Source organism: Maribacter sp. C-4077 (assembly GCF_055378385.1).
Genome location: NZ_AP038807.1, coordinates 3,919,635 through 3,933,423 on the forward strand (window position 1 = coordinate 3,919,635; position 13,789 = coordinate 3,933,423).

The 13,789-nt window shown below is 41.1% G+C and carries 11 protein-coding genes; 4 read left to right on the forward strand and 7 right to left on the reverse strand.

Annotation, left to right across the window (positions count from 1 at the left end; genetic code table 11):
- Positions 1-52: 52 nt before the first annotated feature.
- Complete coding sequence (locus ACZ41C_RS17060) at positions 53-1,906, reverse strand: tetratricopeptide repeat protein (protein WP_464563172.1); 1,854 nt, start codon at positions 1,904-1,906, stop codon at positions 53-55.
- 324 nt (positions 1,907-2,230) lie between these two features.
- On the opposite strand from ACZ41C_RS17060, the gene ACZ41C_RS17065 reads away from it, so the two are divergent.
- Together ACZ41C_RS17065 and ACZ41C_RS17070 are read left to right on the forward strand one after the other, a co-directional pair.
- Complete coding sequence (locus ACZ41C_RS17065; protein WP_464563174.1) at positions 2,231-4,081, forward strand: thiol-activated cytolysin family protein; 1,851 nt, start codon at positions 2,231-2,233, stop codon at positions 4,079-4,081.
- Positions 4,082-4,281: 200 nt separating this feature from the next.
- On the forward strand, positions 4,282-6,306 hold the full coding sequence (locus tag ACZ41C_RS17070) for a thiol-activated cytolysin family protein (RefSeq protein ID WP_464563176.1): 2,025 nt from the start codon (positions 4,282-4,284) through the stop codon (positions 6,304-6,306).
- Positions 6,307-6,595: 289 nt separating this feature from the next.
- On the opposite strand, the gene ACZ41C_RS17075 is transcribed toward ACZ41C_RS17070, so the two are convergent.
- On the reverse strand, positions 6,596-8,767 hold the full coding sequence (locus tag ACZ41C_RS17075) for an endonuclease MutS2 (protein ID WP_464563178.1): 2,172 nt from the start codon (positions 8,765-8,767) through the stop codon (positions 6,596-6,598).
- A 185-nt stretch (positions 8,768-8,952) separates the two neighbouring features.
- A complete protein-coding gene (locus tag ACZ41C_RS17080) occupies positions 8,953-9,381 on the reverse strand; it encodes a hypothetical protein (RefSeq protein WP_154919284.1) in 429 nt (142 codons plus the stop codon).
- A gap of 157 nt (positions 9,382-9,538) precedes the next feature.
- Between ACZ41C_RS17080 and ACZ41C_RS17085 the strand changes: the two genes are divergently transcribed.
- Positions 9,539-10,204, forward strand: a complete 666-nt coding sequence (locus ACZ41C_RS17085) for a uracil-DNA glycosylase (RefSeq protein ID WP_464563180.1) — start codon at positions 9,539-9,541, stop codon at positions 10,202-10,204.
- Positions 10,205-10,263: 59 nt separating this feature from the next.
- Positions 10,264-10,695 (forward strand): response regulator, encoded by a 432-nt coding sequence (locus tag ACZ41C_RS17090; protein WP_138258224.1) that lies wholly within the window; start codon positions 10,264-10,266, stop codon positions 10,693-10,695.
- Here the strand turns inward: ACZ41C_RS17090 and ACZ41C_RS17095 are convergent.
- The 4 genes from ACZ41C_RS17095 to ACZ41C_RS17110 form a co-directional block, all read right to left on the reverse strand.
- Positions 10,692-11,543: a substrate-binding domain-containing protein gene (locus ACZ41C_RS17095; protein WP_464563183.1), complete on the reverse strand. Its 852-nt coding sequence runs from the start codon at positions 11,541-11,543 to the stop codon at positions 10,692-10,694. The genes ACZ41C_RS17090 and ACZ41C_RS17095 overlap by 4 nt on opposite strands.
- A complete protein-coding gene (locus ACZ41C_RS17100) occupies positions 11,540-12,412 on the reverse strand; it encodes a nucleoside phosphorylase (RefSeq protein ID WP_464563185.1) in 873 nt (290 codons plus the stop codon). Before ACZ41C_RS17100 ends, ACZ41C_RS17095 begins: the two co-directional genes overlap by 4 nt.
- 1 nt (position 12,413) lies before the next feature.
- Positions 12,414-13,346, reverse strand: a complete 933-nt coding sequence (locus ACZ41C_RS17105) for a DUF1835 domain-containing protein (RefSeq protein WP_272636961.1) — start codon at positions 13,344-13,346, stop codon at positions 12,414-12,416.
- Positions 13,347-13,460: 114 nt separating this feature from the next.
- Positions 13,461-13,787: a translation initiation factor gene (locus ACZ41C_RS17110; protein WP_464563187.1), complete on the reverse strand. Its 327-nt coding sequence runs from the start codon at positions 13,785-13,787 to the stop codon at positions 13,461-13,463.
- Positions 13,788-13,789 lie beyond the last annotated feature (2 nt).

Below are 13,789 nucleotides of genomic sequence, written 5' to 3' on the forward strand. Positions count from 1 at the left end.
GCAATTATCGATGCAAAAGAGAATGTTAGTATTAGAATTGCAAAATATCGCATCATAGCGTGTTTAAAAATTGGTTCAAGTCGGTATCCTTATCCAAACCCAGTTTCTTTTTGAGTCGGTATTTGGACTTTAAAATACTATCCGGTAAAACGTTGAGGGTTGCCGCAATTTCCTTGGTGGTAAGGTTCATGCGAAGAAAGGCCGCCAGGCGGATTTCCTTCTCGGAAATATCCGGATAGATGGTCTTGAGCTTTTGGTCAAAGTCATTGTGAACATCTGCAAAATAACTCTTAAAGACCTCCCAGTCCTTGTCAGAGGCATTTTCTTTTTTTAGAAGCATTACGATACGCCGGAATTCCATCTTGAATTTCTCCGGAGAGTTCTTGATGTTCTCTAGGTTTTCCATAAGCTCCTGGATAAAGGTGTTCTTTTGGACCAAATGCAGGGTCTGACTCGCCAATTCCTTTTGTTTGTGCTCAATTTCCTGTTGGTAGATAGCCTCTTGTTTTTCCCTTTCGATTTTGTTTTTCTTTATACGTTGCCGGAATCCGAAGAACAACAAACCTGAAACGGTCACAAAGGTGAACATGCCACCGGCATAGAGCCCTTTGGTCAATGTATCCACTTTGGCCTTTTCATTTAAGGTGTTGATTTCTTCTTTTTGCAGGGCAATTTCCGCTTCTTTTTTTTCGGTTTCATATAAAGTTTGTAGTTGTTCTATTTGCTTGGATTTCTTGGTATTGAAGATGCTATCCTTTATAAAATTCATTTTAAGTAAATCTTCTAAGGCATTCGTTTCCATACCCCAAAGCGCATAGGATTTTGACCTAAATTCCAACGCATTTTTAAGCTCATTGGCTTGGCCCAAAGAGTCTGACCAAGAAATAGCCCTGTTAAGATGAAATAAAGCAGAATCCTTATTTTTAAGAAGGGCATGGGTATAGCCCACATGATATTCATGGACAATTCTGTTGGCCATACTTTCATCATGTTCAGTGTTTTTAGTCGATTTATGAAAACTATTCAGGGCCTCCTCAAGTTTTCCCTGTTCCCGAAGTGCAATGGCCAAGTTGCCTAAAGATAAAGATCTAGATTCCTTAAAACCGTAATCTTCGCAAATGGTGAGTCCTTTTTTATAACTTTCAATAGCATTGTCATACTGTTTAAGTTCCAAGTAGACATTCCCAATATCCGACCAAACATAGGATTGAAATAGGTAATCATCAACTTTTTCATAAATATCATTGGCTTTAGTTAAATAAGAAAGTGCGTCTTCAAAATCTTTTTCCTGATAGTTGAGTTTGGCGATATTTCTATAAACATCTCCTTGGCGAAAAATATCCCTCGGAATAGTATCAAGTACATTCAATGCCGCCTTGAAACCTCTCATGGCGTTTACGTAATCTCCCTGTTCGTAAAAATGGTAGGCCCTATTATTGAGCGTAACTCCATAATTGAGATAATCCTTTTCTGCAAGGTTCATTTTTGCGACAGTATCCATAAGCTTTATAGCTTTTAGATAATTGCCATTTTGTCCTTCTATAACACTTATATTGGCCATAGCACTGGCCAAATTTCTATTACTGCCAAAATGCTTTGAGAACCTAATGGCCTCTTGATAGTTCAGCATGGCACTATCCATTATTTGCAATGCTCCATAAGCATTTGCCTTAAGAAAATGTCCGTCAGAAAGTCCATTTCCATAATTGTTATTTTTACTAATACTTAATATTAAATTGGCTAGAGCAATGGATTCCCTTGAGTCATTATACATATGATGTTCTACCATTTGAGCCAAAATATCCACACTATCCTTGTAACTCTTACTTAGCTTTAATAATTCACCAAGACTATCCGATTTTACCAGAGGTTCTTGCGAGAACAGGAGTGAATTAATAGAAATCAAAAAAAACGCTAAATTTTTAATACAGTTCATAGTTATAAATGAGAAATATCAATAGAGAAACTACAAGTTAAGCTTAATTACCTCAAATTCAGTCCTGTCCATACTTTGTCCATGAATTTGAAGTCAATAGATAATTATAAATTTATTTAAAATATTGATTATCAGATTTCTAAAAAAAATAAGTCAATGTCAATTTACAATATGTCCATACCCAATTTATACCAATATGATTTCACTTGTCCATACTTTGTCCATGGACAAAATTAGGTAAGCCATTGATTGAAAGATAGTTTTGAGGTGTTGAATCCAAAAAACCTTTCAATTATGAAAACAAGTATCCTTTCAATTAAATCACGATTTTATTGTCTACCCTTTTTGTTGTTGCTACTTCTGGCATCGTGCAGTAGTGATTCCGGTGATAATCCAACATTGACAAACGATGAATTCACCGACGCCGATTTTTCCAAAGTGGTGGCTTCCGCAGGTGAATTGGAGGCACCTACCACTTCAGAAGAAATAGTAGAAGAAAAAGAAACCAACGAAGTAATTGATGGTGAGGTATGGAACTGTACTACCAAAACCTATGATGCCCTTAAAGGTGGTGGTACGGGACGGGATGGGTTTCCACTTTTCAATCCTAACGCTTCGGTAATTTACCCCGGTAGTTTGTTGCAGGGCAAATCATTAAAGAAAGCAACACCGGACATCATAGCCGTAGCAAGGGCGGGAGGTGCCGTTTCCTACAATTTGATCAATGGCAACCTAGTCTCCGGTTTTGAGGTAGAGGAAGTTTCCAAACTTTCCATTCAAAATGCCATGAATAACATTATCGCGAATTCACCCCAAGACCTCCCTGCTAACTTTACGTTTAGTTATAGTCAAGTACAGAGCAGGCAAGCATTGGCCTTAAGTATGGGCATCGATTTTGAAAATGCCTTTGCAGATGTTAGTGCCGATTTCGATTTTAGTACCGAAAAGGAATATAATAGGATATTGGTGAAACTGACACAAAATTTCTATACCATGTCCTTTGAAATCCCCACCAGTTTGAAAGGAATTTTTGCCGATTCCGTAACTCCCGAAGATTTGGCAAAATATGTACAGCCCGGTAACCCGGCAACCTATATTAGTGACGTATCCTACGGCCGAATCTATTATATGTTGATCGAGTCGACCTCCTCCTATACCGAAATGAATGCAGCGGTAGAGGCAGAGTTCCAATCCGTAGCCAACAAGGCCGAGGTTGACATCGATGCGAGTTATCTGAATGAGCTGAGCGAAATCAAGATAAAAGTGATGGCCTTTGGAGGTGAATCGTCATCCACCATACAAACTATTGGCGGTAACCTTTCCGATTTGGTGAACCTACTTGCGGAAAGCAGTACCATTTCAACAGGCTTGCCCTTAAGTTATGTGGTTAGGAGTGTAAACACGAATCAAATTGTAGGAGTGCAACTTGCTACGCAATACGATGTAACGGAATGTACTCCTGCCAGCGGCACGGGAGGCGAACCCATACATACGGCCCACTGGAAGGGACAAGTATTGTCAAAAATGGGGCCGGTAGGAGCCGCCTATTGTGTTGAGGGAACAGAATTTGTCCTAATCAGTGCGGATGGTAAAGAGTTTATGCGTAGTGCCAACGCGCAATTGGATGGTCCTTACCCCATTGAAGAACTTTATGAAGGTGAGTATCCATTTGGTGATGATGGTATTGGTGCGGCATGCAATACTTCCTTGGGAAGTTCAACGGATAATACGATTATGTTCATGTCGCAAAGCGGCCTATTTTACAATTACGTTTTAGACGGACAAACTTGGAGAAGCAGTCTCAATAACATTGAAAATCTGGCGGCGGGTGACAATCCCTTTGCCGTAAATGGCATAGGGGCCATAGTTTTCAGAAGTTACAGTGGCGGTCCGTCAGATAGATATATGATCAATAGGGATGGCACCCAATTTTCTAGATATTCAAACAATCCAAATCAATTTAACGGAGTTTTTGATATATCGGAATGGGGTAATGGTACACTTCCATTTGAAACTGTTGGCGCTGGAATTGGCTTCTATCTTGGTAATAATCGTCAATATTTACTCTTTAATAAAGCAGGCACTCAATATGTGATATCAAACGCCGACTTGAATTGGGGCTTTATAGGACCTTTTGATCTTTAATTTAATTATGAATAATTTAATTTGAGTTAGTACAGTCGGCCGCTCAAGTTGGGTTCAACAACTTGATGCCGGCTGTTTTTTGACGATGGCTTTTAATGCTATTAAGGAATTTCTTAATCCCGGTCATTCTTTGAACATAGCCTTCTTAAGGCATTTAAATCAAATGCAAACACCTCAAAAAAGAACCAATATGCAAAAAAATGAAAAACTATAACAACACCGCGCTTTCCCAATTAACACGCATTTCCATATCCATTATCCTATTTATTGTCCTAGGATGTAGCCAAAGTGATGATGCAAGGGTAGAGATACCCAATGAAACACAAGAAGAGGAACCTACACAGGAACCCGATACAGAAATGGAGGTCAGTTTTGCAGATATCCTAAAAGTGGGTGTATTGACAAATGTCAGCAATAATAGTGCTACAGACACGATAAATGTTGTAACGGCCGAGAGTAAATTGGTTCGACAACTATTTAATAATAACATGGAAGATGTTCGTTATGGCTGTTCCAATTACACCATTGAAAGTTCCAAGAGTGAAACGCTATTCCCCATCTACGGTGAAATTGCCACCGCTCTTTATAGCGGGAGCTTTATTCAAGGTAATAGCTTGGAAACAGGAATACCAACCTCAATACCCTTATCGAGGTCAGGAGGAACCCTATCCATTAGCAATAGTGCACAAACGTTATTGGGAACGGTATCCATTGACGAGTTTAATCCTACACAGGTTGCTTTGGCTCGAACGGAACTATTGGCACAAAATAATCCATCGCCTGGTCAATACACCAACAAATTGAAGCAAATATCTTCATTAGGACAGATTGCCTTCGAGGTAGGCCTCACCGAAGAAATATATAATACCCAATTGAATAACGGGCTAGGAATTCCCGTAACATTCGAGAATTCGGCCTTTTTAATATCCATTCAGCAAGATTTCTACACCATTAACTATGATTTGCCATTGAATAAGGAAGGTTATTTTGAAGCCTCGGTAAAACCAAGCGCCTTAAATCAGTATGTATCTGGATCCAATCCAGCAGCATATGTGGCAAAAGTAAATTATGGTCGACGATTTATTATTGTAATTGAAACAAGTACATTTACCAACACGGCCCAAGAAACCATAGCGGAAGCTTTTAGCTCGTTTAATGGTACAACCCAAGGAACATTAAATACTACGGCACTAAACGATTTGGAGGATTTAAGCTTAAAAGTAATTTTACAGTCTGCCAACTCCCAAGGCCCTGTTGAAAGGATTGGAACTATTACCCTGTCTGAACTTGAAGCACATCTTTCAGAGCCTGCCTTATTATCTTTTGCGCAGCCATTGGGGTATGAAGTTAGAAGTATCAATGAACCTGACAGAAGGGCCGGAACATCCCTTAATTTAACCTATGAACAAAATTCATGTACCATCGATGGCGCTTTACCACCCGAAAACTTTAGGCCTTTGGTCAATCTGTTTGAAGACGGAGTAGGTGCTGCTTGTTTTTTTAGGAATGGTCTTATAATCGTATTTAATGGGGCGGGCACGGAATATGTATGGCTGAACGCTATAACAGGTCAGGTTTCCCAAAAATCAGGTATAAAGGATACTGACGGATTGTTACCCGCTCTTAATGCGGATGCAGTTTCGGCGGCGTTTGCCGAAAGTGCTAGTGGCACCCTGTATTTCTTTAATTCATCGGGTACTAGTTATGAAATCCATGTGAACAACAATACTTTCGGGTCAAATGCCCCGGATGCCTTTCCAACGGAGGCCCCTGTTAGACCCTTTACAAGCAGCGTTACGGGGGAACCAATAATAACTGAAATAAATCCTTTTTGGCAGGTAGCATCCGCTCCTGGGGAAACAGCGCCATTTTTGGAATCGGGAGTGGAAGCTGCCGCATATACCGGAAGGGCCAACCAAACCGATCCCACTGATGAATTTTCATACAGTGACTATCAAGACTTTTTTGAAAAAGGACGGTCAAACCGATGTGCAGGACGGGATGTAAGGGTCGTAAACCGATCTGCAGACTATTTTTGGACAGATATTTTTGACTTAAGGGATATTTCCAGAGATGAATTCCCTTTTGAAGAAGTGGGTGCGGCATGTGCCTTGGAAGTGGAGCGAGGCATCCTTCAACAAATCTATTTCAATTTGGAAGGGGATAAGTTCTTTATTGCAAATATGGACAAACAACTGGTAGCAGGCCCCTATCTTTTATACTAAACGATAAGAAAAAAAATACCGGGGTTGCTTGGCCTTAGATTGATTTAGATGTGATTCATTTAGAGCTTTACCTTACTTTGGCAAAGGTGAATTCAGTGCAGTAAAAAACTGATCATAATAAATAAAAAGTTTCAAAGGGTCAAAAAACAAATGGATAATAAATTTTAAATCAGTCGGCACCTAAAGTTGCGATTCAACAACTTGGTGTCGGCTGTTTTTTAAAGAATTTCAGGGTGCTGCATCGTAGTAAATCGTATACGATTTAAGATATATACTTGATAATCAATCCCTATTTCGACTTTTCTACCAAATCTAACTGGTCCACACTTACGTTCGTGGTAAACATGCCATAATTGACAATGGCTTTTCCTTTTTCCAGGGAATCTATGGTGCCAACGGCCTTTCCGTCAAACATTCGTACCCGATCGCCCACCTTAAAAACAGGTCTGGGTTTGCTTTTTTCCTTTTGGATGGCCTTTTTCTTTTCTACTTTCTTTTTCTCCCGAATCACCTTGACCTCCTTTTGGACTTCTTGCGCTACCTTGGCCTGCTTGGCCCGTTCCTTTTTGGCCTCCGCAGCCGATTTCTTCTTGCGCTTACTATTTTCTGTTTCCACAATCCGCAGTAACTCGGAAATCAAGGGTCTCTTTTTGTTGTTCTGGAAATATTTGTCCGCAGCAATATTTACTTTGTTGCCCAACTGGATCATACGCTGGTCATGGTCGTACAGCTCCTGGTAGTTTTCCAATTTGGACTTTATCTTGGCATTCAATTTTTCCAATCGTTCCGCCTCTTCACGTGCCTTGGCTTCTTCTTCTTTGAGCTTGGAGCCCGTTTCCGCCATTTTACTGCGTTCCTTCTGTAATTTGGCAATTGTGGCATCGAACCTGACCTTCCCGCGCTCAATTTTCTTTTTGGCCTTGTTGATAAGCGAGTAGGGGATGCCATTTTTTTGTGCCACCTCAAAGGTAAAGGAGCTTCCTGCCTGACCCAAGATTAACTGGAATGTCGGTTCTAGGGTCTTACTGTCAAAAAGCATGTTGGCATTGGTTGCGTGCGGCAGTTCATTGGCCAATGCTTTCAAATTGGCATAATGGGTGGTAATGACCCCGTAAGAGCCCCGTTCATAAAACACTTCCAAAAAGGTTTCCGCCAAGGCACCGCCCAGTTCCGGGTCACTACCTGTTCCAAACTCGTCGATCAGGAACAAGGTGCTTTCATTGCAACGTTTTAAGAACTGGTTCATGTTTTTGAGTCGGTAACTGTACGTACTTAAATGATTTTCAATGGATTGATTATCTCCTATATCGGTTAATATTTTATCGAAAAAGCAGACTTCGCTTCGTTCATGTACAGGGATCAAAAGTCCGCTCTGAAGCATTACTTGCAATAGTCCTATAGTCTTTAGGGTAATACTTTTACCGCCCGCATTGGGTCCGGAAATCACGATGATCCTATTCTCGGCATTTAGTTCGATGGTTTGGGGAAAAGTTTTCTCCCCCTTTCGCTTATTACTAAGAAAAAGAAGAGGGTGGAAGGCATCCCGTAGATACAATCTCCGCGCTTCATTCAATTTAGGCAAAAGAGCATTGATATCCTGCGCGTACTTCGCTTTAGCCGCAGTAACATCTATTTGGGTCAGATAATCCTGATAATCGCTTAAAAGAGCTCTAAATGGCCGGATTTGACTTGTCAAACGATTCAAGATCCGTTGTATTTCCTCCTTTTCGTCAAACTCAAGATTGTTGAGTTCCCTACTGTACTTTAAAGAGGCTTCGGGTTCAATGTACACGATACTTCCCGTTTTTGAGGTCCCCATGACCGCACCGCGCACCTTTTTACGGTACATCGCCTTAACGGCCAATACGCGCCGGTTCTCTACTACTGACTCCCGTATTTCATCCAGATAGTCGGAAGATTGGTAAGTGGCTAGCGCATTGCCAAAACTTTGACTTATTTTTCCCCTAACTTGGTTCATCTGTCTTCGAATCCGCAAAAGATTATCTGAAGCGTTGTCCTTTACCTCGCCAAATCGGTCTATAACACCATTTACAAGTTCCGGAATCTCTTTATTGGGTTCCAATTCCAAGGCAATATCATGCAGCAGGGGATAGTACTCCTGGAATTTTTTGAAAAATTTCTGATGTGCCAACACCGTATCGCAAATATGGGCGATACGCTTGAAACCTTGAAGCTCCAAAGTTGTATTTTCAATTTTCAATAGTCGCAACTCACCATTGATACTATCAAAACCATGATTTGGGATACTGTTCTCGCTTACGATGGAAGAAAGATACTCGGATGTCATACCCAAAGAATGCGTCATAAGGGATGCATTGCCCAAAGGTGCTATTTCTAACGACGCCTCTTTTCCCAGGGCAGTGTTACATCTTATGGAAATCTGTTGCAAAACTTTGGGGAACTCGAGATCCTGTAAGGTTTTAGAATGAATTTTGGCCATATATCTATTTAGATGGCGGTAAAGGTAGCTATTGGCAACGATATAGAGAAAGGCGTCAATTGCAATAATCAGTGGCTTGGTGGAGCATATTGGTCCAAAAAAGATACGAAGATATATGTTCCTCGAATCAAGGAATTTTAAAACCTTTCATAGTTTCTTCCGGATACAATAACTGTCGAGGATAATTAATTCGCCTCAGAAGTTGCGGCCCAAATATCCTCTTGTTCCCTCGTAGGTTCCAAAATAGGTTGGATTTGCGGCTTGATGCGCATGTATTCCTGAAAGCGATAGGATTCCAGCACATCGGCCATGGCCATGGTCTCCTTGCTCGAGAGCTGCTTTAACAGCTCGTATTTGGCCTTGGGAGAAAGGGTTTCATCCTCTTCAATGGCCTTCCGTTTCACCAAGAATTTGGCCACGGTTCCTTGAAATTCAAGGGCCTGGTCCATACCCATAACCAAACGGGGCTGGTATTTAGCAGTGATGTCCACGGCTTCGGAACGTATTTTACCATTAATTTTAAGGGCATACAGTGTCTGGCCCGAAACATGAGAAGAGCAGAAAACGGCAATTACTGCGATTAATACCGTCTTCACTACAAAGTTTTTCTTCATAACAAACATGATATTAATGAGTTACAAATTTAATAACTAGATTGTTCTTTGTCAAGTAGAAATTTTGAAATCCTATGATTTTATCGCAATCAAACACCTTTGGCTTGCCCTTCAAGGAATATACGCCTAGCTTTGTAAAAAGTAGATAAACGCGCCTATGGATGTACAAATGGAATCGGGTTGGAAATCGCAACTGCAACTTGAATTTGAAAAACCCTATTTTAAGGCCTTAACGGAATTTGTGAAACGGGAATATACACAAAACAGGTGCTACCCAAAGGGCTCGGATATATTCGCGGCCTTCGAACATTGCCCTTTTGAGGCGACCAAGGTCGTCATCCTTGGGCAAGACCCTTACCACGGACCGGGACAGGCAAACGGACTCTGCTTTTCGGTAGCGGACGGAATTCCACATCCTCCTTCCTTGGTGAATATTTTTAAGGAAATTGAGACGGACGTACAAAAACCCTATCCAACCAGCGGTAATTTGGAACGATGGGCAGACCAAGGGGTACTCCTATTGAATGCCACCCTTACCGTTCGTGCGCATCAAGCGGGCAGTCATCAAGGAAAAGGGTGGGAAACCTTTACGGATTCCGTCATCGAAAAAATATCCGAAAACAGTGAAAACGTGGTCTTTTTGTTATGGGGCGGCTTTGCGAAGAAAAAAGCTAAGCTGATCGATGGGAAAAGGCATCGGATATTAACATCGGGCCATCCTTCCCCCCTAAGTGCCAATAGGGGATATTGGTTCGGGAACCGTCATTTTTCTAAATGCAATAAAATTTTATCGGCTAAAGGCAATAAAACTATAGATTGGTAGGTTTTAGTTTTATCTTAAATAGGAATTTTCTTATTTTTCTGAATAAAAACGTTTACACCATGAATAAATTTGAGCAGGTAAATTCCATATTGCTGATTGACGATGATGAATCCAGCAACTTCCTTCATTCCATTTTTATAAATAAACTAGGCCTTGATATAGAGATAAATACGGCCCTTAATGGTCAGGAAGGCTTGGATTTCATTATGAACAGGGGACTTGAGAGACTTTCTCTTCCATGTATGGTAATGTTAGATCTAAGAATGCCCGTTAAGGACGGTTGGGATTTCATGCGAATGTACGAGGAACAAGTGCCCGAGGAATTAAAACAACAATTGGCAATCGTTTTGGTTACGGTCAGCGACAACCCTGAGGATAAGGAGCGGGCAGCGGCAAATCCCCATATTCTGGATTACGCACAAAAACCGCTTTCGGATAGTACGTTCAAAAAGCTCATAGGAAAGCATTTTAACCTAAAGGAAACGGTTTAAATATCCTCCAAGTAATGTCTTAACGGTAACGCCTTCTCAATCAATTTAAGTTGCTGGAGCGTGTCAAGTACGTTTTCAAGGACACCGGAATCCAATTGATTTTGACTCCAGGATGTCAAGGACAACCAAGTCTGTATATCCTCCAATTTTTGTCCGTATCTATTGGCTAGGGTCCTATCGATACTGGGTATATTCTTGAATTCAGCCGTGTAAAGATTGATAACTTCCAAAATGTGCGTTATCAGTATTTTATTTTCCTCCAGGAATCCATTGGTGGCTACCAACATAAAACAGGGCCAAGGTGTGGGGCAATCCCCCAATCTTCTGAAAACACCATTGTCCACGATGGGTTTTGTGGTAAAATGTTCCCACATGAAATAATCGGCCGTGCCCTCGCTCAAACTTTTAATGGCTCCCTCTAGGTCATTGATAACCTCAAACTGCAATGCATTTAGGTCCCATCCCTCGTTTTGGGCCTGCACAAAGGCCATCAAATGGCTTCCGCTACCAAATCTACTAATAGCGGCTTTTGCGCCCCTTAAATCGCTTAAATGTTCAAAATCGCTTTGGGCCGATACATGAACGCCCCAGAGCAGGGGAGACGCGATGTATTCCTGAACGATCTTGACCTGATTTCCTTCAGAAATGCTTTTGACAATACCTTCGGTTAGAATAATGGCCAGATCGGTTTTGTTCTCGGACAAGAGTTGGCACATACTCCCGGTACCCTCGGGAATATCCTCCCATTGCAAATCGATACCGCGGTCTTCAAAGGCACCTTCCTCCATAGCCAAGTGCCATGGAAGGTTAAAATGTTCCGGTACGCCTACTATTTTGACAGTTTTCAATCCGATATTATTTTTTGAAGTGCAAAAGTAATCAGTTCTTGTACCGATGCTTCGGGATTTTTGGAAAATTCCCCGGTAGCCCTGTTTGCAAGGATGCAATTTAGGGAGACGGCTTGGTGCCCCAGCAATTTTGAAAGCGCGTAAATGCCCGAAGTTTCCATTTCCAGATTGGTAATTTGCCTGTCCCGATACCTGAAATTGGAAATCGATTCAATAAAACCGTTCGTACTTGGCGCAAGTCGTAACGTTCGTCCTTGAGGTCCATAAAATCCTGTATTTGTGGTGGTTATTCCAAATCGTATACGATTTGATTTAAATTTTTTGGCCAAATCTGCATTGAATTGCACAACATAGGGCCTCGATTTTTTCGGTGACCAGCCGGTCTGAAGGATAAATGCATCCTCCATTTCCATAAAATCCGAAAGCTCATTTTTGTAAAAATGCAAGAGCCCGTCAAACCCTATGGCCAACTCCGTAAGTATCCAGGAATCTATCGGTATGTCCTCTTGGATGGCTCCGGAAGTACCAATCCGGATAATTTTTAATCGTATACGATTTTTTTTAAGCTTTCTGGTCTCAAAATCGATATTGACAAGGGCGTCCAATTCGTTCAGGACAATATCGATATTGTCCGTCCCGATTCCCGTGGAGATAACACTAATTCGTTTTCCATTGAGTAATCCCGTATGGGTTAGGAATTCCCGTTTTCCCTTTTTGATTTGTATGGAATCGAAATGACTGGAGACTTCGGTGACCCGGTCGGGATCACCTACCGTAATGATGGTCTCGGCAATATCCTGAGGTAATAGATTGAGATGGTAGATGCTGCCATCGGCATTAAGGATAAGCTCGGATGGGCCTAGACGCATTCTAGAGTTTTAAAATTCTGTTCGAATCCGTATTGTAGAGGAAATCATATTTTAAGGCTCCTCCCAAATAGACGTCATTGTCCTGTATACAGGAATAGTAACTGGTCTGTCCGTCCAATATTTCCTTTCCTTTTTTGGTCAATCGTACTGGGTTCAATGAAGAAAACAATGGTTTTAACCGTTGTAAGGCCCTTTCGTATTGGGAATCCCCAAAGCCTAGGTTGCCTTGATTGTTTAAAATGGTGCCTAAAAATTCACTTTTGGACTTAGGCTTTTTATCGATGGCCAATTGCAAAATGTTGTTTTCCATCTCGTTGAGACCATTGGCAATACTAGGAAAACGTCTTAAATGTGTTTTGACCGCATCGCCTAGATAAGCAAAATTGTAATCGTTGAAATCAGTCAGGTTTTCAAGACGGATAGGATTGTTGCTGCAATACAATTGCCATACATAATCGGCGTATTCCACATCATCTTGGTTCAGCACCACCTTATGCTTATATAATTTCAAAAGATGTTCGTCTGAAAGCTCGTTCAACGAGTATAATTTATCCGTATTGTCTTCCTTGCCACTACACACCAAAGAAATTTGGGCATATCTTCTATTGGTCAACAACCAGCTTATGACCGCTAACATATTGACCTGACAAAATAAATCATACTCGAACCAAAGTACTATTTGGTCCTGCTGTTTGTGATTACAAAGAGAACGATATTCCTTAAGCGTTTTCTCAATAAACCAAGACTTTGAAACCTTGTAATTCTTATGTAGGAACTCAAACCTGGTCTTCCAAAAGGACTCACTGCCTACGCTCGTAAGCGTTTTACCCTCACATAGCATTTCACGCCATGTGATGATATCGCCTTTTAAATTCAACTTCTTAAGACGCTCCGTAAATGCGTCTCCGTTTGTTATGTGTAGCAGGGAACTCATTTTCTGATAGTGGTTTAGGTTGAACAGTTAAAAGTACGGTTTAAAGCAAAAAAACAAAAAAAATTAACAAAAAAAGACGCAACCTATTCGCTATCCGTGCATTATATTAAGTTTTTAACCCCCAACCCTTTTGACGTTGAAGCCTTTTTCTTTTAGGATTTCCATGATTTTATCCCTATAATCCCCTTGGATGATAATTTGGTCGTTTTTGAAGCTTCCCCCCACGCTCAACCGTGTTTTTAGTTCCTTGGCCAATTTTTTGAAGTCGGAATCCGCCCCGGTATATCCTTCTATGATGGTGATCGGTTTTCCTTTTCGTTTCTCATATTTACAGATCATAGGGCTGTCCTGTAACCAAAGGTCGGTTTGCGGTGCTTCCTTCTGGGGTTCTTCCGGTACATGGTCCGGAAATAGGTTTTTCAATTGATCTTTTAGGTCCATAA